This is a genomic window from Mesorhizobium sp. P170090 (genome assembly GCF_057786115.1).
Window position 1 is genome coordinate 3,704,956 of record NZ_JBYNWH010000001.1, and the last position, 21,069, is coordinate 3,726,024.

Sequence of the window (21,069 nt, forward strand, 5' to 3'; positions counted from 1 at the left end):
TTCAATTGCTCTTGCCAGCCGTTTGAGACGGGGTGGTGTTGGCGGCCGACAATCGGTTTTGCTCCTGGCCTTTCAGGGCCGGATAGAGACCCATCATTCGCGCGACGGCTTCGTCTGTCTCGGGCTTCAGGTTTCTGCGTATATGCGAACCATCTCGGTAGATGAACTCGCCATTGACGTAGGTTGCGCAGTGTCTGTCTGGACACATCCCTTTGAGCGGATTGACGAAGACGACGTTATTGTCATGAACGAGCGATGCGAGCGCGGACACCATAGGCGACCAGATCCGGAAGACTTGCTCGCCATTCATCTCGGTCGAACAACGCCTTAGCATACCGCTTTCGAGCATCGCTGCGCATGAAGTCAGGTCCAGGCCGGGACCAGGCACTTGGCCAATGATTGCGACGCGCCGATCCGCCCTTTCGACTTCCTGGATGAGGCTACGCAGGCCATCGCGCAACAACAGGACTTTGCTGGTCTGCCTCTCACCATTGTCAGCAAGGACATTGGTGTCGGCAAGGCTTGTCCAGGCTGCGGAGAGCACCACGAGGTAGATGTCATTGCGTTGTTTCAGCATGGCGACCGCGGCCTTTCGCGACGATGAGCAGCTTTCCCGATATCCGGCCAAATCCGGAAAGTCGCGGTGGACACCTTCTCCAAAGGCGGCCGGACAGGCGCGGTAAAGAAAGAAAGCCGTGTTTTCTCTTTTACCTGCGCTGTCTAACAGCGGCGCAAGATGCTCGGCATGGCTGTCGCCCCAGAGCACGGCGTGGCGCGCCGCTTTGTCCCAGGGCGCACCGAACGCGCAAAAGGTACTGCCCAACTCAGCGATGCTGACCATCTGCGGGCATGACCAGTCCCACATCACATCGAGGCTGCGCATTGCCTCGACTTGCTTCGAGATCCTGCTGGTGAAACCACGGGCTTCGAACACGGCATTGGCACTCAGGCAAACCATTGCCACCGCGGCGGCACCAGCGAGAAGCACGCTGGATGGCGGCGCCCGCAGGCGGCGAACGGGTTCCTCGATGAACCGCCAGGACAGATACGCCACCAGCCAGGCAACCGCTACAAGCACGCACGATTCAACCGCCGAGGGCATTGCGGTGCCAATATAATGGCGAAAGAACACGAGGATCGGCCAATGCCAGAGATACAGGCTGTAGGAGATTCTGCCCGTCGATCGCAACGGCGCGCTCGCAAGCACGGCCGAAATCGTCGACTGCGACCGCGGCCAGACGACCAGAGCAGCCCCGATCACAGGACCGAGCGCGAAAACGCCTGGAAACGGTTGGCTCGGCGAGAGAAAAAGGATGCTTGCGACTACAAGACCAAGGCCGCTCAGCTCAAACCATTTGGACGTACGCCCGCGGCCTTTCGGTGGCGCAAAGACGAGCAGGCCGCCGATAGTCAACTCCCAGGCTCGGCTGAAGGGAACATAGAATGCCTGCTTCGGATCGGCCTCCACCAGATTGAGGGCGATCGAGAAGCTGACCAGCGCAACAATGCAGATCAGCGCGACAACGGGGAGCTGGCGGCCGCGTGACAGCCGGTTGGCAACCAGAAGCAACAGCGGCCATACGAGATAGAACTGCTCTTCGACGCCGAGCGACCAGAGATGAAGCAGCGGCAGCAGCGCCGCCTCGCGATCGAAATAGCCGGTATTCCAAAGGAAATAATAGTTTCCCAATCCGAACGTGGAATATGCCGCACTGCGTCCCAGACCTTCATAGTCGCCCGGCAGCAACAGAAACCAGCCGGCAACGAGTGAGAAGCAGATCATCACCAGCATCGCCGGCAATATTCGACGCATGCGTCTGCCGTAGAATTCCACAAGGGACAGTCCGCCGCCTTCAGCCATTAAAAGGCGCGTGATCAGGTAACCGGAGATAACAAGGAAGACATCAACGCCAGCAAAGCCGCCCCGAAAACCGGGCACGTCAAAATGGAAAAAAACCACTGCGACCACTGCGATAGCGCGCAACCCGTCAATATCTGGGCGATAGTCGGACTTCAAAGCTCCCCCCCGGAACAGTCCCTCGGCCTCTTAGCCTAATTGCGCGATATGAGTCGATGGCCTGAGTTATGCAGTGGCGGCACTCGCTGTTGGAGGTGCAAGTTGCATTGCGAGAAACGTGGAGATAGCCCCACAATTTGTTTCGGCCAGAACGACGGAAATCTCCACATTGGTGGGGATGTGCCAGAATCAGCTATGGTCTGGTGACCAAAGGACGGAGAACTGGCAGGATTTCGGGTGGGTGTTTGTTCGCTGATGATATCGAGGGCGACGAAAACTCGCCAGCCTTGATATGAAAGTGGTTGTTTGCCCCATCCTCGACTGTATAGATGACGCTCCCGTGGGAGGACGTGGCAACCTTGGACAACCATAGCGCGGACTTGGTCGAATTTGGCCAGCACACACATGTGCTGGTTACTGGCGGAGCAGGCTTCGTAGGGTCGGCGCTTGTCGATCTTTTGCTCGCCCGCCATTGCACCGTAACCGTCATCGACGATCTCTCGAACGGGCTGCTGCCCAATCTGCCCACCGGCAATTCCCGGCTGACGATCCGCACTTTCAGGGTTGGCGATCCGGCATACGGCGCGGCGGTCCACAATGAGGTCGGGTTGGCCGATGCAGTCTTCCACCTGGCGAGTCCGATCGGCGTTCAGCTTGCCCACATGGAGCGTTTTGCCGTCACCAGCCGCATTCTCGAATCAGGCTGTGCGATCGTGGAGGCGTGCAGAGTACACCGACGTCCGCTGCTTTACACGTCGAGTTCAGAAGTCTACGGCTCCGGCCGGGACAGGCCAATCACGGAATCCGATCCGGTGACGACGGACCTGCGACCGAGATGGGGCTACGCAGCTGCCAAGGCCGCGATCGAACATTTAGTGGCGGGACTGTTTTTTGAATTCGGAATCCCGACCTGGATCGTTCGACCATTCAACATGGCCGGACCGCGCCAGCGCTCGGCGACCGGCCTCGTCCTGCCGGTGTTCGTCGATGCAGCGCTGCGTGGTGAACCACTCGTAGTCCATGACGATGGAGAGCAAAGGCGGGCGTTCCTGCACGTTGCCGACGCCGCCGAAGGTCTGCTGCTGGCAATGCAGTGCCCGTCATTGCGTGGCCGGCCAGTCAACTTGGGCGGAAGCGAAGCGATTCAGATTGGAAATCTTGCAAGAATGGTGATTGAGGCCACCGCGACGACCGCGCCCATTATCATGAAACCATCCAGCACGGTGTTTGGTGATCGGTTCGCCGTAACATACGACCGAGTACCTGACACAAGCCTGTTAACAACCATGACCGGATGGCGACCCGTGCGAAGCACGAGGCAGATGGTCCTCGACTGCATAGAGCACATGCGTACCGAACGAGTGGTTGCTTGACGTCTGGCTCCTTGGTCTCGTTCATCGGGGCCCTGCTCATCGCGGTTCCCGGCGTCTGGCTGTTTGCGCGTCTTGCGCGGCGTATCGGAGCCGTCTCCAAGGTCACGAAAGATCGGTGGCACACATCAGGCGAGGTTCCCCGGCTCGCGGGGCCCGCCATGCTGATCGCGATGTCACCATGGCTCCCCGTTGAACATACTCTCCTGCTATCAGCCTTCTGTTTGATCGGGGCGCTCGATGACCTCCGATCTCTTTCTGCCGGTGCCAAGGCAGCAGCGTTGGCCGCCGCAGCTGTTTTGGCCGGTATCATTACGCATCTGTGGTGGGTTCCGATCATCATTTGGATCGCTTGCAACGCCGTCAATATGCTTGACCATGCCGATGGTCTTGCCGCGAGCGCAATCGCGGCCGCCTTCCTCGGGCTGGGCGGCGCTCTCGGTATGGCGGGCGTCGGAGCATGCCTGGGATTTCTATTCTTCAACTATCCGCCGGCACGCGTTTTCATGGGCGATAGCGGCAGCCTTCTCCTCGGAGCGGCAATCGTGCTACTCGCGTCGCAAAGAGGGTTTGACGCTTCCCTGGCGTGGATTGCCGTACCGCTGATTGACGCCGTCTTCGTAATCAGTCGCCGCTTGCTGCAGGGGCGAAAACCTTGGATCGGCGGCACAGATCATCTTGGTCACACCTTGCTCCGCCTGGGCGTGAACCGCCGGGTTTTGCCCGCCCTATATGCAGCGACGGCACTGACGATCGGGCTTATGTTCTCGGCCTGGGCAAACACATAGGCACTTGAAGGCGTTGGGTCGAAGCTTCGGACACACGCCAGCGGCGTGTCGGCTTGCCGTGACTTCAGCCTAAAAGCTGACAGTCCGCTCGCGGCCCCAACTTGTTCTTGGGTTGCTATGACCCATCTGGCGGAAGATGCAACGGCAGAGCTTTGCATCTTGTCGGGGTAGCGCGCGTTGATTTAAAAATATGTGCGCTGGATCGCTTTGGCGACAACCGCGTTGCCAGCGATGGTCTCACACGCGCCTGAACATCGGTTTGTCAACACCGGGAGCATTGGGCTTCACGTCGTCCAGGTTGGGCCTGCCGAAGGCAGGCCGGTCATGCTCCTGCACGGCTTTCCCGACTTCTGGATCGGCTGGAGACGGCAGATCGATGCGCTCGCTACCGCCGGATTCCGGGTCATCGTTCCCGACCAGAGGGGCTACAACACCAGTGACAAGCCGAAAGCCATCCGTGAATACACGCTCCCCAAGCTCGTCGGCGATGTCGTTGCCATCGCCGACGCGCTCGGCATCGGAAGGTTTCACCTCGTCGGTCATGACTGGGGCGGTATCGTCGCCTGGGCCGCAGGCGCAAAGCTGCCGCACCGCCTGGAAAGGCTCGTCATCCTGAACGCGCCCCATCCCGAGGTGCTGCTTGCCCATTCCTTGCGATCTCCGACCCAGTTCCTGCGGAGCAGCTATGCGGCCTTCTTCCAGCTCCCCTTGCTGCCGGAGGCTTTTCTGGGGGCGGGGCGCTCGGCTCTGCTGGCACGGGCGCTCATCAAATCCAGCCGAACAGATGCCTTCACGGCGGAGGAAATCGCAGAGTATCGGCAGGCCTGGGAACGGCCGGGGGCGCTGACAGGCATGCTCAACTGGTATCGGGCGCTGCGCTTCCGCCCAAGCCTGAAGGAGCGGATCACGACGCCGACCCTTGTACTGTGGGGGATGCAGGACCAAGCTCTGGAATATGGCCTGGCCGAGCGCAGTCTGGCCCTTTGCAACGATCGGGGCCTGCAGACGTTCGAGAAGGCGACGCATTGGGTACAGCGCGAAGAGGCCAGCGCGGTGAATGCCGCGCTTCTGGCGTTCCTGGACGGCTGAGATGCCGTTCCGTTCTGCAGGTGGCCTGACTCGCCGTGATCTCCTGACCGTGCTCGCTGCCGCGGTCACAACCCACCACCTTACCTCCTCTGCTGATGCAGCATTGGCAGAGGCCTCAACGGAGCATCCGATGCCACACGTCGTCCTTCTCGGGGATTCGATCTTTGACAACGCTGCCTATGTCGCGCACGGGCCCGACGTAGTGCGCCAGCTGCGGGAGCGGTTGCCGGAGGGGTGGCGTGCAACGCTAAACGCCGTCGACGGCGCCGTCACAAGCGGCGTCGAGCGGCAGCTTGAACGGCTCCCCCAGGATGCTAGCCATCTTGTCGTCAGCGTCGGTGGCAATGATGCTCTTCGTCATGCAGGGATTCTGGAGCAGGGGGCCTGTTCGGTGGCCGAGGTTCTGGACAGGATCAGCGATATCCGGGAGGAATTCGAGCACGACTACTGTACGATGCTCGAGGGGGCGCTGGGCCAAAACCTACCCACCGCTGTCTGCACGATCTACGAGGCGCGCTTTCCCGACCCACAGCGTCGTAGACTTGCCGCAACTGCCCTGACGGTCCTCAACGACGTCATCACCCGGGCGGCGTTTTCGCGCGGTTTGCCGCTCGTCGACCTGCGCTTGGTATCGAATGAGGACGCGGACTTCGCCAATCCTATCGAACCGTCAGTGCAAGGCGGCGCGAAGATCGCGGCAGCCATCGCGGCACTTGTAGTCGAGCACGATTCAGCCGGACGTCGGTCGGTGGTCTTCGTCGGCTAAACGGCGTAATCCCGCCCGATCGTCTGCACTCCCGATGGTCGGTCGGACTGAAAGCAACAATTCAGACGGCCAGCACGATCTTGCCTTGAATACTGCCGTCGGCGGCGCGCTCATGTGCGCGCGATGCCTCGGCCAGCGGGAATGTGCTGTCGATGACGACACGCACAAGGCCGTCGTCGAGCAGGCGGGCGGCTTTTGCCAACTGCGCGCCATTGGATCGAACCTGTGTGGATGAGACCGTGATCCCCAGCCTCTCTGTCTCTTCGTGACCAGCGAAGCCCAGTGGGTTGACCAGGAACAGCGCGCCGCCCGGCTTCAGAACATGGAAGAAGCGCTCCATGCCCGCGCCGCCCACCGCGTCGAGGACAAGGTCGACGTCTCGGACGACATCTTCCGCCGCGGTTGTCTTGTAGTCGATGAATTGATCCACGCCGAGATCGCGCATCAGCGCCTCGTTCTTGGCCGATGTCACCGCGATGACGCGCGCGCCCCGCCATTTCGCCAACTGGACGGCCAGATGCCCGACACCGCCTCCGGCACCATTGATGAGCACCGTCTTGCCGTCGAGGGGCACCGGCTCATGCGGTAAGGGCTGGAACGGATTCGGCTCGTCGTGGCCAAGTTCGATCAAGAACTGCCATGCCGTCAGAAGCGACATCGGCGCACCAGCCGCATGAATATGGTCGATGCCGGCTGGTTTCAACGCAACATGCGATGCCGGCACACTGACATAATGCGCGTAGGCATTGCTACCCGTCATCAAGTTATCGGGGAAGCGAACCATTGCGTAGACCTCGTCACCGATGCTGAACTCAGCGACGTCAGCGCCAACCGCTTCAATGACGCCCGACACGTCCGTGCCGAGAATCAGTGGGAAGGACGCGTTGGGTCGCCATTCTGGCGGCAGTGCGCGATAGCCATCCCGCAGATACCAGTCGGGCGGATTAAGCCCGGCCGCCTGGACTCGGACAAGCACCTCGCCGGGCTTCACACCCGGCCTAGGCGCGTCTTCGTACACCAGCATCTCGGGACCACCGAATGCGTGCAGACGGACTGCCTTCATCTTATCGCTCATTGGTGAAATCTCCGCTCATCCATGTCATTGGAGCGAATCTAGCGGCATGACCGCCGGTTGATAATCGGTCTGGATGGCGGTTAAGTAATGCCATGGCGGAACATATCACTTTGGATCGGCTCACTGGCATCATCGCCTTCGCGCGTGCGGGATCGCTGGGCAGCTACACGGCAGCGGCGCGCGCGCTGTCGATTTCCCCGTCGGCGGTCAGCAAGAGCGTCCAGCGGCTCGAGCGGCATTTAGGAGTGTCGCTGTTTACCCGTACAACGCGCTCGCTCACCTTCACGCCCGAAGGGCGCGACCTGCATGAGCGCGCGCTGCGTCTGCTACGCGAGGCGGAGGAAATCGAGCAGGCGGCAATGACCGCGCGCTCCGAACCATCGGGCACGTTGCGCGTGGCCGCGTCGCTGCCGATCGGACTGCATCTGATCGCTCCGGCTTTACCGGCTTTCCGTCGGTTCCATCCGAACCTGATCGTCGATCTCAGGCTGGGTGACCAGATGGTGGACATGATCGAGGAAGGGATCGATGTCGCCATACGCATCGGTGATCTGGCTGACACCCGGCTACTATCACGCAAGCTCGCACCCCATCGGCTTTGCTGCTTCGCCTCGCCAGCCTATCTCGAGGAACGCGGCACACCGACCCATCCCGATCACCTGGAAGGGCACGACACCGTCAACCTTCGATATCAGAGCACAGGCCAGGCCTTTCGCTGGCCCTTCCGGATTGGCGACCGTGAAATCGAGATCGTGCCCAATTCCGGTGTGGTCGCCGATGCCAGCGATGCCGTGCTCATCATGCTGGCAGCCGGCGGTGGGATAGGCATAGGCGCCTCCTTCATGGCGGCTCCCTATGTGAAGCGCGGCGAACTGGTCCCAGTGCTGTCCACGTTCGCGGTCGAGCGAAACAATGTCACCGTGCTCTGGCCGGCAAGCCGACGCGCCAACCCCGCCGTGCGCGCCTTTCTGACCATGCTCGACGCCGCTTTCACTCTGCGAATGGCAGCTTCAAGCATCGACTGATCTGGCGCGGAAGGGTCGCTAACGGGCGAAAGCGGTCAATCCTGCTGATTGGCTGAACGGCAGCTATTCCGGGCACAACGTCCAAAAGCTGCTATTCCGTTTCGGCCCCACTACAGGCCGCCCCTCCTCGTCGAATAGCATTAGACTAGTTGATCGGCTACAACGACCTAGATTGCTAGCAACGGGGAGGGCACATGTCGGCGAGTGCTTACGCATTGACTGGCTTCATCTCGTGGGCGCTGGCCCTGCTGATCGTGATGGAAGTTATCCGGAGCTACCTGGTGATCTCTGGGCAAGTCCCGGCAAACGGCTTTACGCCAGATAACGGAGCCCTCTCCCCGTTTATGCGGAGGTTAGCCCGTGCCCACGCCAACTGCATTGAAGGGCTTCCAATCTTCGGAGGTCTGCTCGGAGTCGCGATCATCATTTCAAAGACAGATGTCACGGATCCCTTGGCCTCCACGATGTTAGGCGCACGTATAGTGCAGTCGGTGATCCACCTCGTCTCAACCAGCCAACTCGCGGTCAGTCTCAGGTTCACCGCGTTCGCTGTGCAAATGGTGATTGGTGCGTATTGGTGCTGGTTGCTGTTGATCTGAAGAGTGGCGGAGCCCCGACGCAAAAGTGGGCCACCTCAATTCCGGGAGCCTTGGCAAACCCACTCCGGATCGTGACCCGAAAGACTGTCCCTTTTGACAGGCGAGCGAACCGCAAAACTGGCAGTGGCAAAACCGCCGTTGAGGCATGATATTGCTGTTGGATTTTGGGGCTACTCCCCAGCTTCGGAGAAGGATCGGCGTTCAGAGAGCAATTTGCACGCCTGGGCGCTGCGGCGCTCCCCAGCTTTTGGCCACACGCACGCCCTGCAAACGCTCGGCTCAAGAGCGCCTGGCAGCGGAGCAGAGAATTGTTGGACTTTGTGAGTGTTAGAGGGAGAGGAACTGAGATTCAACCTTCTCCACCTGCACTTGTTCCTGGCACGCTGGCCTCAGCAGCACCTAATCCTGCCACCCAACCTGGAGGAGCAAGCCAGTGCTACCGAGCTATGTAGACACCGATCGGCTCGCGCTGTAGCCAGGCCTCCGCCCGTCGGGGTTCACCGGCGCCGGGGTGGGGGGGCGGCCTAGGGGGGGCCCAGCAACGCGCACGTCAGCCAAGCTATCTTTAAGTCGCCGGGTCCGGAGACCGCCAGGCTGGATTATACCCGACAAATCTTGTTAGGCTGCCGTTCTGGGGGTCGCACGATGAACGAGGTTGAAAAGCTGGCCGTCGAGGTTGTCGCGACCGGCCTTGGCTGGCCCGAGGGCCCGACGGTGCTGCCCGATGGCCGAATTGTCATCGTCGAAAGCTATCGCAGCCAGCTGACGGCCATAGATCGCGACGGAAGTGCTCGCCAGTTCGCGTATGTTGCCGGAGCGCCCAACGCCTGCGTTCTCGGATCGGATGACCTGCTCTATGTCTGCCAGAACGGCGGCACGACCGGACCTTGGCGGGCTGCGGACATGACGACGCCATCGATCCAGCGGGTTGCCGAAGGCGGAAAGCCGGAAATCCTGCTGAGCGAAGTCGCGGGCATTCGGCTCAATGGGCCAAACGATCTTGTATTTGCTGCTGACGGCCGGCTCATCTTCAGCGATCCCGGCACATACAACCCGGGGAATCCGGACCCAAGCTACATTTTTGCCGTCAACCCCGATGGCAGTGCTTACCTTGCTCTCGGTTTCGACAAGCCGACCTTCCCCAATGGTGTGGCGATCGAAGCCGACGGCTCGATCATTTGGGGGGAGTCCTATACGGGGCGCGTCAAGCGGCAGCGTCCGGATGGTTCCGTCGAAGACCTGGGCCGCCTGCCTGGGGCCAATCCGATCCCGGACGGGCTGAAGGTCGGAGCCGATGGCCGCCTTTATGTCACGGATATTGCCGCCAACGGCATTCACGTTCTGAAGCCCAACGGCACAGCGGAGGGTTTCTTCGTCTGCGGCAAGGCAACGACCAACTGCGTCTTCTCGGGCGAGATGCTTTGGGTGACAAATGCCGGCGTGCTGGCGACCGGCAGCGATCCCTCCTTTGAGGGAACACTCTCCTGCGTGCGTGTTCCGGGAGGCGGTGGACCGACGCATCATGGTCGCATCGGCGGAAAGCAACCGTGAGTAGCTCCTCGTCCGCCTCAAACACAGGCGATGACCGCGGTGCCGGCGGTGCGGCATCGTCTGCTTCGATGGCGGCGTTGAAGTGCCTGTACAGCGTGGCCGCGGTCCGCGTCGCCGCGCGGCGGACTTTGCCACGCCCGGTGTTCGACTTCGCCGATGGCGGTGCCGAGGATGAGCGAACGCTGCGCCGGAACGAGCAAGCTTTTAACGAGGTTGCCATTCTGCCGCGACCACTCAACGGTGCAACGACGCGAGACCTTTCCCTTGACCTCTTCGGCGCGAAACTTGCCATCCCGCTGGGCATCGCGCCAACCGGCCTGGCTGGGCTGTTCTGGCCCGACGGCGAGCGCGCAGCCGCCCGAGCCGCAGCGGCCGCAGGGACATTCTACTGCGCCAGCCACGGATCGGTCTGCACGCTGGAGGATATAGCAGCCACCGGAAGTAGCCCACGGTGGATGCAGGTGTTCGTCTATACCGATCGCGGCTTCACCCGAGAAATGGTGGATCGGGCGCGTGCCTCAAGCTACGACGCGCTGGTGCTCACCATTGATAACCAGATGCTTGGCAACCGTGAACGCGACATCCGCAACGGTTTTGCCATCCCGCCGCGCTTCGGTGTGGCCGGAACCCTCGCGGCCGCCACCAAGGCGGCGTGGCTTCTTCGTATGCGCACCCGACTCCCGAAACTGACTTTCGGCAACTACGCGCGCCCCGGAGATACGGCGACGGTCGGTGCATTGGCGGGCCGAATGGCCGCAATGCTCGATCCCGGACTCTCCTGGGCCGATGTCGACTGGCTGCGCACTGTCTGGTCCGGACCGTTGTTGCTGAAAGGCGTCCTGCATCCCAGCGAAGCCGCCGAGGCTGTAGCCCGAGGAATCGACGGCATCATCGTATCCAATCATGGGGGACGTCAGCTTGACGGCGCCGCCGCATCCCTGGACGCGTTGACGGCGGTTGTCGCGGCTGTCGCCGGCCGCGTACCAGTGCTTATCGACGGCGGCATCAGGCGAGGCTCTGACGTCGTCAAGGCCCTGGCGCTCGGCGCCTCGTGCTGTCTGATCGGGCGGCCGCAGTTGTGGGGGCTCGCGGTCTCCGGCGAGGAGGGGGTACGCCACGTGCTCGAACTCTACCGCAAGGAGATCGACCGCGTCATGGGACTGATGGGCGCGCGGAGCCTGCGCGACCTCGGGCCGGACTGTATTTCGTTCGTTCAGGGAATGGGGCCGCTACATGATTGAAGACCCACCACTGCTCACCATCAAGCGCCGTTTCGAACGGCCCGCAGCAGAAATCATCAGTGCTTTTGCGGACGTGCCGGTTAGCCAGGTCGTAGACGCGATGGGGGGACGCGGCGCCTTGCATTATGCGATCAAGCCACTGTCGCCAGCTACTGCGACGATGGTCGGCGTCGCCGTGACCTGTCACTGCGGTCCCGCCGACAACCTCGCCCTGTTTGGAGCACTGGATGCCGCAGCAAGTGGCGATGTCATCGTCGCGGCCACCGACAGCTTTGCCGGTACCGCGGTAACTGGCGATCTCGTGCTCGGCATGGCGCGCAACAAGGGGGTCGCCGGCTTCATCACTGACGGCCTGGTGCGCGACGTTGTCGGGATCGAGGCGGTCGGGTTGCCGGTTTACTGTGCCGGGGTCATTGCGAATTCGCCTGCGCGAAATGGTCCAGGCACGGTCGGATTCCCGGTGGTGCTGGGAGGAGTGACTATCTCGCCGGGAGACATACTGGTCGGCGACCGCGACGGTGTCGCCGTGGTGCCTCGCCTGGAGGCTGAGACTGTGCTGGCCCGACTCTCCGCCATCAGGGCGGCTGAGAAAACTCTTGATGGCCTGGTGCGGCAAGGTCTCGAGATGCCCGACTTCGCCAAGGTCGTCCTCAAATCGAACAGGGCGCGCTTCGTTGACTGAGATGTGAGCTTCTCTAGCTGCGGGACATATGAAGCGCAACACGATTTCGTCCTTCCGATTTGGCACGAAACAGAGCCAAATCGGCGGCATTGACGAAATCGTTTGGCGTCTCGTTCTCGGTGGGCACCGCTGTTGCGACGCCGACGCTGATGGTCACGCGATCCGGGCCGTGGGGTATGTTCAACTCTCGCACGCTCTGGACGAGCCGCTCGGCGATCGCACTGGATTGTTCCAGTATGGTGTCGACCAGCACGATGACGAACTCTTCGCCTCCGTACCGCGCAGCGAGATCGGTGGAGCGGCCCGAACCGCTCTGGATTACGCGGGCGATTTGCTTCAGCACATCGTCGCCGGCCATATGGCCATAGGTATCGTTGTATCGTTTGAAGTTATCGGCATCGATCATCAACAGCGACAGTGGGGACTGTGCGCGAAAAGCGCGTTTCCATTCAGCCGCCAGATATTCGTCAAAATAGCGCCTGTTACCGAGACCTGTCAGGCCATCGATCCGCGTCAGACGTTCAAGCTCTAGATTTGCACTGATCAGCTGTCGCTGGCTTTCCCTCAGCGCTCGGTGTGCCGAGTCTCGCTGGACGTGATCCAGATAGGCCCGCGTGTGATATCGAATGCGTGCAATCAACTCGATACGATCCGGCAGTTTGACGAGATAGTCGTTCGCGCCCGCAGCGAAGGCTTCGCCCTTGGTGGCTGGATCTTCCTTGCTCGACAGCACAATGACTGGAACCGCGCGTGTCGACGCATGCTTCCTGTATTCTCGCACCAGATGTAGCCCATCCACCCCGGGCATGACGAGATCCTGCAGGATGACGGTTGGCTTTACCTCATCCGCGACCGTCATCGCTCTCAACGGGTCGGTGCAGAAGTGTAAGGAAATATCGGGCTCGTTGGCTAGGGCGCGCCTGACCGCCTCGCAAACCATGATCTGATCATCGATGAGCAGAACCATGGATGAATAGTTATCTGCGAGTGGCGGGACCAACTCTGGTTCTTGCGTCATCGGAAGGGGCCTTTCACGTGGAGCGCTCGCAGGCTTCGATTATACGTGAGCCGATCGCACCCAAAGGAAGAATATCAACAGCCGCGCCGATGTCGGCGGCGGCCTTCGGCATGCCATAGACGGCACTGGTTGCTCTATCCTGCGCGATTGTGAGATGTCCCTTGTCACGGAGCTGTCTCAGCCCGCGCGCACCATCCCTGCCCATGCCTGTGAGCAGAACACCAATCACCGAGCCAGGCCACCATTGCGCCGCACTTTCGAAGAACACATCTACCGACGGCCGATAAACATTGTCCTTGGGGCTGGGCGTATAGCCAAGTTGCTGAGCTGACTTGAAAACCAGATGATCCGCAGAACTGGCAACGAGAACGGTGCCCGCTTGAGGACTATCCCTTTCCCCCGCCGGACGGATCGGGAGACGCGTATGCTGCCCTAGCCAATCAACAAGGCCTGGAACGAACTGAGCATCGAGATGCTGGACGAGCACAATCGCGCCGCCAAAATCAACGGGAAACGCGCTCAGGACTGCGGCAACGGCAGCCGGCCCGCCCGCAGAGGCGCCGATTGCTATCACGTGTCGAGTTGACGGCTCAGCCGCACGTGACATCCGCCTTTTTGCCTGGGTAGGCGCGTCGCCGATCAACTTGCCTATCGTTCGTATCTTGTTCGTCAAAAGCCGGGCGGATTGCGAGGACGCGTTGCCTTCGATGCCCACTGACGGAATATCGACTGCGTCAAGCGCGCCATGACCCATTGCTTCGTAGACGCCGGCGAGGTTGGCTTCGATACTGGCGGTCACCAGCAAGATTGAGCACGGGGTTTCCGCCATGATTCTGCGGGTCGCTTCCACGCCGTCCATCTCTGGCATCGCTAGATCCATGAGTATCAGATCCGGTAGATCACGTCTGCAGACCTCGACCGCCTCACGCCCATTAGTCGCGATCCACGCGACCTGATGTTCGCCGGTCGACAGAACCAGTCGACGCAGAAGTTCAACCGCCATCGGCATGTCGTTGACTACGCCGATTCTCATTCGCTGGCTTCCAATCTCGATCTCATTCAGCCGCCTCGCCAATCATGTCCACGACGGCATGGATCAGCGCCTCGTCCTGAAAACTACTCTTGGTCAGATAATAGTCCGCACCTGCGTCGAGCCCGCGCGCGCGATCTTCTTCCCGATCCTTGTATGAAACGATCATAATGGGTGTGTTCTTGAGATCAGCGTCCTTTCTGATCAAACTCACCAGCTCGATGCCATCCATGCGAGGCATGTCGATGTCGGTGACGACGAGATCGAAAGGACCAGACCGGACGGCATTCCACCCGTCCATGCCGTCTACCGCCACTTCGACCTCATAACCGTAATTGCCGAGCATCTTGCGCTGGAGTTCGCGAACCGTCAGTGAATCGTCAATCACGAGCACGCGCTTGCGCCTGCTCGCTTCGGGACCGCCCGCGGCGCGCCGAAGAGCTCGAAATCCGCTGGACGATGCAAGCTTTTCCACCGATCGGATCAGATCGTCGACGTCGAAGATCAGAACAGGCGAACCGTCTTCCATCAGGGCCGCTGCGCTGATGTCCTTGATCTTGGCAAACCGTGGATCGAGAGGTCTGATCACTAACTCGCGTTCCCCGAGAAAACGGTCAACGATCAGGCCGTACGCATCGCCCCGACCCGCATCCACGACGACGACCGATAGTTCGTTCGGTTCCGATCCGGGCTCACCTCGATCGAGCACCTCGCGAGCGGTGACCAGCCCGATCTGTCGATCGTTCAATCGAAAATGCGGCCGGCCCTGCAGGACGTTGATCTCCGTCCGCTGCAGTTTCAAAGTCTTGGAAATGGCAGCGAGTGGAAAAGCATAGGGCTCTCCATCGACATCGACGAGCAGCGTGCGCAGGACCGACAGTGTCAGCGGCAATTGCAGTTGAAATCGGGTTCCGTGGCCAAATTCTGAGGAGACGCTTGCGACTCCCCGGACTTCCTTCGTCATGGCTTGCACTGCATCGAGCCCCACACCGCGACCTGAGACGTCGGTAAGGCCCGCTTTCATGGAAAAGCCTGGCAGAAACAGAAACGCGAGCAATTCGCTTTCGCTGAGTGTTTCAGCACTTTCCCTCGTTGCAAGTTGCCGGGCGACGACGGTCTCGCGCAGCTTCGAGAGCTCTATCCCCCTGCCGTCGTCCACCACGGCTATCTGCAGCAGCCCGGCATTGTGCCTCGCTTCGAGCCTGATGAGCCCCTCTTCGGGTTTGCCCATCGCGAGGCGCTCCTCAGGCGGTTCAAGCCCATGGTCTACAGCGTTGCGCAGAAGGTGCCCCAAAGGGGCATCGAGCTGCTCGAGGATATCGCGGTCGATGCCGGTCGAGCCGCCTACGATCTCCAGTCGCACCCGCTTGCCAAGGGTACGACCGAGGTCGCGGATCATTCTCGCATAGTGTCGCACGCCGTCCTCAAAAGGCCGCATCCGGCTCGCCAACGTTTCGTCGTACAATCTGTTGGCAAGATCGGTCGCTTTCCGATCCACTGAATCCAACTCATCGAAACGCTCCGCCAGGAACGCTTGGCTCAACCGAAGCTTTCGCTGCGCTTCAGCCAGCGCCTCCACCACCGCCGCATCGTTTGAAACCGGCGGCAGCACTGCATGAAGATTGTCGAACGCACTTGCGAGGTCCGATTGAAGTCGCTTCAGCCGTAGCAGCCCGTCAGCGAATGGCCTGAGCCGCCGAGCTTCCATCAGCGACTCGCCAGCCAGCCCGAGCAATCGGTTCAGGCTGTCTGCCGTCACCCGAACCATTCTATCAGAGCCGATGCTGCCGTGGGCTTGCGGTACCGCCCCAACGAGGAGGTTCGCTGAAGAGGTCGTCGCCAGTTGCTCCTGGGCGTGATCTGGAGTTGCGAAATCAGCTGCAAAATCTTGGGGCCCGGGCTTTGCCTGGGGGAGGGACAACCCCTCGAACTTCGCGAGAAAGGTTTCGACTTCTGAGTTGGCGCTCTCGCTCGATGATCCCGATGCGATCAATTTCAAAAGGTCAGAACCTTGCAGAAGCGCATCTATATGCTCCCGTCGCACCCTCAGATGCCCGCGTTGCGCTGCGACCAGGCAGTCTTCCATCGCATTTGCAACTTTGACTGCGGGCATCAGGTCGATGATGCGGGCAGCTCCTTTCAGAGAATGCGCGGCACGCATGCATGCTTCCAGAGCGTCGGCGGCGATAGGATCGCGTTCGAGTGCCAGAAGTCCAGAGGTTAGAGCCCGTGACTGCGTCTCCAGTTCGGCCTGGAAGAGGCTGAGCATCGAAACCTGGCTGAAGTCTTCATCTGTCATGCGATGCTCCGATCCAGCATCGTGAGCAGTTGTCGTGGATCGAGACAGCCAACAGCTCGTCCTTGCCATGGCAGCACGGCAACCGTAGCGGCCGACAGTGCCTTGCCAATCATGGCCGGAACAGCGAGAGTGTCGCGTTCCTGGTACCGATGTAAGCCGTGGATCTCATCAACCATAAAAGCAACCCGCTTGTCGCGCTCGCCTACCACGACAAGGCGGCGAAATACCTTGGTTCGTGTGCCTTGTTCCCCTTCCTTGCGCTCGTCTATCCCGAGCAATTCGGCCAGGGACAGGCAAATGAGCAATTCACCACGGACATTCGCAATGCCGAGCAGTGCACTGTTCCTGCGATGTGGAAGTGAATGAACGCGACGAGATTCAGCCACTTCATGAAAAATACCGACCGGAAGTGCCAGCCATTCCTCCCCCAAACGGAAGAGAACGGCCGTCTGCAGCGCGTCGCTGTCTGCCGAATCGATCCCTGCACGACCAGCGTTGTCAGGCCATTCGTCGCGAGATGCCGAGGGAGCTGCACGGTCGAGGAGGCGTCGTGCGACCTTCTTGTAGGTCGGGCAATTGCGGCAGTGGAGATGCTGCTCTAGTAGCGGACATGACTTGTCACCCCGTACGCCTATTTGCCGCCAGCAGTCGTTGATTTCGATCTGCTCCACCGGCTGAGCGATCCTTGTCGAAGCCGCTATCAACTGCCGCTCCTTTTCTGGACCCGACCCAGCCGGCCGGCCAGCGCCTCGGCGCCGTTATGGTCGCCTTGCTTGCTAAGCAGCAAGGCCAGATGGACAAGAGCTTCTCGATGATTTGGCGCGAGATAGAGCGCCTTGCGATAACTTTGCGCGGCTTCGGGTGCAGAACCATCCGCATCCTGGACGAGGCCCAGCAGGTAGAAGATTTCTGCGGAAGGACCGAACTCCCTGAGATGCGCCAGGGCGACCTCCTGTGCCTCCTTTACGCGTCCTGCATTGGCGATCCGTTCAACCGCGATGAGGCTTTCCGAGGCGCGTGCAAGCGGCTTGGCCGGAGCCTGCCCGCGGCCTTCATTGCCAATTGTCGGTCGGAACGGACGAAGAGGCTCGCTCTTGTTGACCTTAGGGCTTGGCGTCCGCACCGGGACGGCGGCCGAAACCTTCGGCGCCGTGGTCTTGACGGGCTCCGATTTCAGAAAGGCGAAGGCCAATGGCCATTCAGCGGAAAGAAAGCCATGCACCCTTGGAAGAGCTGCTTCCGCCGGACCGACCAGAAGAAGTCCGTCTTTGGCCAGCAGGTCCTTCAGGCAGATCAATGCGCGATCCTGCAGCTCTCGATTGAAATAGATCAGCAAATTGCGGCAAAGCAGGATGTCATAGACCTCTTGCCCGAAAGGCGCGTGAGAACCGAACAGGTTTCCTACCATGAACCGAACCTGTTTCAGCACCCCAGCAACAGGCCGCAACCCGCCCTCGGCCGCTTCGAAATAGCGATCCTTGAATTCTAAATGGCTGCCGCGAAACGAATTGCGGCCATAGATGGCGTGTTCAGCCGTCGCGATATTGCGGCTGCTGACGTCCACGCCATCGATCTTGAACTCATGCGCCTCAAAGCCGGCATCGAACATGGCCATGGCGACCGAGTAAGCCTCTTCGCCGGTTGAACATGGCAGGCTCAGGATTCTTATCGGCTGAGCAGGCTTGTGCGCGCGCGCATGCCGCGCCAGCATCGTGAACGCTTCTCGGTCGCGAAAGAACCAGGTCTCTGGGATCACCACCGCATTGATCAGCTCCTGCAGCTCCTGCGAGGAACCGGCCAAGTGTTGCCTATAGGCCTGAGGGTTGGTTATCCGGCATGCTTCCATCCGTTCTCTGACCGCCTGACGAACCACTGTCGGACCAACGCTGGCACTGTCCAGTCCAATGGTTTCCGTCAGGAGCTTTTCTATTGCTCCGGTCATTGATCACCTATTGCCGCCTGGCGGAGCAAAGCGGTACGAATCTCTTCCGAAAGCAGCGCTTCCACTTTGACCCACTGAATGATCTCCAAACCATCGGAAGCCACCGGCCCAAGATAGGGCGGGGTTCCTGGTTCCAGTCCGAACGGCGCGAAATCGGCCGGGTCTCGCTCGATCGTATCCGTCACCCGTTCCGCGATCAGCCCCAGCAGGCGTCGCTCGCCATCATCCGCCGGATAGCGCGTCACAACGATCCGGGTGCTCAACAGGCGCTCCGATGGTCGGCCAAGCGCAAGAAGGGTGACATCGATCAGGGGGATGGGTATTCCGTTATAGCTGACCAAACCCACCACACCGGTTGGCGCACCCGGAAGAACTTTCACGTCGATATAGGGCAGCACCTCTTCAATTTTGTGGACATCGATCAAGTAGCGATCCGGACCCATGCTGAAGGCGAGGAATAGCATTGTCACCTCCTACTGCCGGCTCGCTATGCTCGTAGCTTGAACCTCGATATGCTACTTCGCATGCCGCCTGAGACTTGATTGAGCTCGTCGATCGCGAGCGTCGATTGCTGAAGGGACTCGACTGTTTGCTGAGCTGCCTCGCTTAGCTGGGTTAGCGTGTCGCTGATCTGCCCCGCGCCGGTCGCCTGTGCTTGCATGCCTTCATTGGCGACTTCGAAACGTGGCACCAGCCCCTGAACCTGCTGAATGATCTCGAAGAGTTGCCCGCCGACCTGCTGGATGTCCTGCATACCCCGACGGACCTGCTCGGAAAACTTGTCCATGCCCATCACCCCGGCCGCGACTGCCGACTGGATGTCCTTGACCATTTGCTCGATATCGTAGGTGGAGACAGCTGTCTGGTCCGCGAGCCTTCGGATTTCCGTCGCCACCACTGCAAAACCCCGGCCATATTGGCCTGCCTTCTCCGCCTCGATGGAAGCGTTGAGCGACAACAGGTTCGTCTGATCGGCCACTTTGGTGATGGTCGTCACCACCTGATTGATGCTGCCGGCTTTCTCGCTCAGGATCGCCAGTTTGGAATTGATCGCGCCAGCCGCTTCCATGACCTGCTGCATGGTTTCTTCCATACGGGTCAGCCCCGCTTGCCCCCCGCCAGCCACGGCAGCGGTTTGTTCGGCAACTGTGGAGACCTCGTTCATCGTGCGGACCAGTTCGTTTGATGTGGCGGAGATTTCCTTGGCTGTCGCTCGGATTTCTGTTGTGGTCGCTGCGATTTCAGTCGCAGTTGCCTGCTGTTGCTTGGAGGTGGCGGCGATCTCAGTTATCGACGTGCCGACCTGTATGCTGGACCTTTGAACCTGACCAATGAGGGTTGTGAGATCGTCCGCCATTGCGTTGAAGCCGTCGGCAAGCACGCTGAATTCGTCTCGGCGCCTCAGATCGAGCCGTTCGCTGAAGTCGCCTTGCCGCATCAATTGAACCGCGTCGACCAAACGGGTGAGCGGACCTGTAATGGCGCGAAACAGCTGGTAACCCAAAAGAAGGGCTAGCCCGAGGGCTATCAACAAGCCAACGCTCAAACCGACTTCGGCCGTTCTGACGATCGAGCTGATCCGCTGCGTCGCGCTGTTTGCCTCGCCTCTGTGATCCTCAACCATGGCCTGCAGAGCGGACTGCAATTTTACAAAGATCGGCTCTACTTCGTTCTTGATAGCTGGGCTTTCATTGGGAGTTTCACCTTTCGACAAGGCAGCCCGGCTTGTTTCCAGCACAGCAGTTTCAGCCAGACGGAATTGGTTGGCGAGTTGTTTGACGGCTGCATAATTCTGCTTGTCGATATCGGAGACGATCGTTGCCTCATAGTCGTCCATCGACCGCTGCACCTGGTTGCGATTGGTCGTGATCGCGTTTGCAACCGTGCTTCTGTCTGCCGGGTTGTCCTGAAGGGCATATTCCTGAAGCAGACTATGGGCCGCCATCTGGCCCGTCATGATCTCGGTACTGTGATAAAGGTCCGGAAGGATGCCCTTCTCGACCTCAGTCGCCTCCTCCCCCGCCTGAAGAAACCAGGCGTACGCGATGAGGGCTATCACGGACATGACCACCAGAACGGCTGCGAAACTGACGAGGATGCGGTGGCGTATTGTCAGACTCTTCATGGAACCGGTTCACCAATGGGGGGCATCGTGGGCTGCGCGACAAGCGCTCGTTCCGACATATTCGAAAAGGTGCGTCGAAAAGCGGTAGTCTGATGCTGAATGGTTTCTTTTCCGTTCCATAGCTAATGATGGCGAGGCGGCTCGCCAATCGGCGCCGCCAGAAGCGGTGGTCAAAGGACGACTGCCGTCCACGCACATCAGCCCGAGATCGGCTGGATGGCACGCCGCGTCAGGAGGAGCGTGGACGAGCTGCTTGAGGCCACGAATTGAATGACTGCTTAGGCCAGGTCGAGGCAAGAAAGCCGACGTCCTGCTTGCTGCCCCTAAGCTGCCAGGCGGGAACGCGCCTCATATCAGCCGTCCAGCATGATCGTCGCACTGAAAGCGGATCGCCGAAACCACATGTCGCAACTGGCCAGCGCGTAGATTGGCGCCGAGTACGGGTTCGACAT

Annotated in this window: 18 protein-coding genes; 9 read left to right on the top strand and 9 right to left on the bottom strand. The window is 60.3% G+C overall.

Going from position 1 to position 21,069, the window contains the following annotated elements; translation table 11 throughout:
* Position 1: 1 nt before the first annotated feature.
* On the bottom strand, positions 2-2,017 hold the full coding sequence (locus tag AC3EML_RS17790) for an acyltransferase family protein (RefSeq protein ID WP_352521838.1): 2,016 nt from the start codon (positions 2,015-2,017) through the stop codon (positions 2-4).
* 359 nt (positions 2,018-2,376) lie between these two features.
* Between AC3EML_RS17790 and AC3EML_RS17795 the strand changes: the two genes are divergently transcribed.
* The 4 genes from AC3EML_RS17795 (at position 2,377) to AC3EML_RS17810 (ending at position 6,030) form a co-directional block, all read left to right on the top strand.
* The gene (locus tag AC3EML_RS17795) at positions 2,377-3,390 is read left to right on the top strand and encodes an NAD-dependent epimerase/dehydratase family protein (protein ID WP_196813567.1); all 1,014 of its coding nucleotides are present in this window, start codon (positions 2,377-2,379) and stop codon (positions 3,388-3,390) included.
* Between the two features lie 158 nt (positions 3,391-3,548).
* On the top strand, positions 3,549-4,175 hold the full coding sequence (locus tag AC3EML_RS17800) for an MraY family glycosyltransferase (RefSeq protein WP_352521839.1): 627 nt from the start codon (positions 3,549-3,551) through the stop codon (positions 4,173-4,175).
* A gap of 231 nt (positions 4,176-4,406) precedes the next feature.
* Positions 4,407-5,264 (top strand): alpha/beta fold hydrolase, encoded by an 858-nt coding sequence (locus tag AC3EML_RS17805; RefSeq protein WP_352521856.1) that lies wholly within the window; start codon positions 4,407-4,409, stop codon positions 5,262-5,264.
* 130 nt (positions 5,265-5,394) lie between these two features.
* Complete coding sequence (locus AC3EML_RS17810) at positions 5,395-6,030, top strand: SGNH/GDSL hydrolase family protein (protein ID WP_023682294.1); 636 nt, start codon at positions 5,395-5,397, stop codon at positions 6,028-6,030.
* A gap of 61 nt (positions 6,031-6,091) precedes the next feature.
* Here AC3EML_RS17810 and AC3EML_RS17815 read toward each other — a convergent pair whose 3' ends face one another.
* The gene (locus AC3EML_RS17815) at positions 6,092-7,105 is read right to left on the bottom strand and encodes an NADP-dependent oxidoreductase (RefSeq protein WP_023682293.1); all 1,014 of its coding nucleotides are present in this window, start codon (positions 7,103-7,105) and stop codon (positions 6,092-6,094) included.
* 92 nt (positions 7,106-7,197) lie between these two features.
* Between AC3EML_RS17815 and AC3EML_RS17820 the strand changes: the two genes are divergently transcribed.
* The 5 genes from AC3EML_RS17820 (at position 7,198) to AC3EML_RS17840 (ending at position 12,203) form a co-directional block, all read left to right on the top strand.
* Positions 7,198-8,130: a LysR family transcriptional regulator gene (locus AC3EML_RS17820; RefSeq protein WP_352521840.1), complete on the top strand. Its 933-nt coding sequence runs from the start codon at positions 7,198-7,200 to the stop codon at positions 8,128-8,130.
* 194 nt (positions 8,131-8,324) lie between these two features.
* Complete coding sequence (locus tag AC3EML_RS17825; protein ID WP_023682292.1) at positions 8,325-8,729, top strand: MAPEG family protein; 405 nt, start codon at positions 8,325-8,327, stop codon at positions 8,727-8,729.
* Positions 8,730-9,374: 645 nt separating this feature from the next.
* The gene (locus AC3EML_RS17830; protein WP_023693321.1) at positions 9,375-10,280 is read left to right on the top strand and encodes an SMP-30/gluconolactonase/LRE family protein; all 906 of its coding nucleotides are present in this window, start codon (positions 9,375-9,377) and stop codon (positions 10,278-10,280) included.
* Between the two features lie 68 nt (positions 10,281-10,348).
* Positions 10,349-11,521: an alpha-hydroxy acid oxidase gene (locus AC3EML_RS17835; protein ID WP_031204207.1), complete on the top strand. Its 1,173-nt coding sequence runs from the start codon at positions 10,349-10,351 to the stop codon at positions 11,519-11,521.
* Positions 11,514-12,203, top strand: a complete 690-nt coding sequence (locus AC3EML_RS17840; protein ID WP_023743581.1) for an RraA family protein — start codon at positions 11,514-11,516, stop codon at positions 12,201-12,203. Before AC3EML_RS17835 ends, AC3EML_RS17840 begins: the two co-directional genes overlap by 8 nt.
* A 13-nt stretch (positions 12,204-12,216) precedes the next feature.
* Here the strand turns inward: AC3EML_RS17840 and AC3EML_RS17845 are convergent, their stop codons facing one another.
* The 7 genes from AC3EML_RS17845 to AC3EML_RS17875 all read right to left on the bottom strand — a co-directional run bounded on the left by AC3EML_RS17845 (position 12,217) and on the right by AC3EML_RS17875 (position 20,617).
* Positions 12,217-13,170: a response regulator gene (locus AC3EML_RS17845; RefSeq protein ID WP_023669440.1), complete on the bottom strand. Its 954-nt coding sequence runs from the start codon at positions 13,168-13,170 to the stop codon at positions 12,217-12,219.
* A 64-nt stretch (positions 13,171-13,234) separates the two neighbouring features.
* The gene (cheB, locus tag AC3EML_RS17850) at positions 13,235-14,254 is read right to left on the bottom strand and encodes a chemotaxis response regulator protein-glutamate methylesterase (protein ID WP_352521841.1); all 1,020 of its coding nucleotides are present in this window, start codon (positions 14,252-14,254) and stop codon (positions 13,235-13,237) included.
* 22 nt (positions 14,255-14,276) lie between these two features.
* Entirely contained in the window at positions 14,277-16,550 is a 2,274-nt protein-coding gene (locus AC3EML_RS17855; RefSeq protein WP_488482001.1) for a hybrid sensor histidine kinase/response regulator, read from the bottom strand.
* Positions 16,547-17,221 (bottom strand): chemotaxis protein CheW, encoded by a 675-nt coding sequence (locus AC3EML_RS17860; RefSeq protein ID WP_352521842.1) that lies wholly within the window; start codon positions 17,219-17,221, stop codon positions 16,547-16,549. The genes AC3EML_RS17855 and AC3EML_RS17860 overlap by 4 nt, the downstream gene beginning before the upstream one ends.
* Before the next feature lie 29 nt (positions 17,222-17,250).
* Positions 17,251-18,492 (bottom strand): CheR family methyltransferase, encoded by a 1,242-nt coding sequence (locus AC3EML_RS17865; RefSeq protein ID WP_023734098.1) that lies wholly within the window; start codon positions 18,490-18,492, stop codon positions 17,251-17,253.
* Positions 18,489-18,956 carry a chemotaxis protein CheW gene (locus tag AC3EML_RS17870; protein WP_023700505.1) on the bottom strand — a complete coding sequence of 156 codons (468 nt, stop codon included), beginning with the start codon at positions 18,954-18,956 and terminating at the stop codon, positions 18,489-18,491. Before AC3EML_RS17870 ends, AC3EML_RS17865 begins: the two co-directional genes overlap by 4 nt.
* A gap of 23 nt (positions 18,957-18,979) precedes the next feature.
* Positions 18,980-20,617 carry a methyl-accepting chemotaxis protein gene (locus AC3EML_RS17875; RefSeq protein WP_352521843.1) on the bottom strand — a complete coding sequence of 546 codons (1,638 nt, stop codon included), beginning with the start codon at positions 20,615-20,617 and terminating at the stop codon, positions 18,980-18,982.
* Positions 20,618-21,069 lie beyond the last annotated feature (452 nt).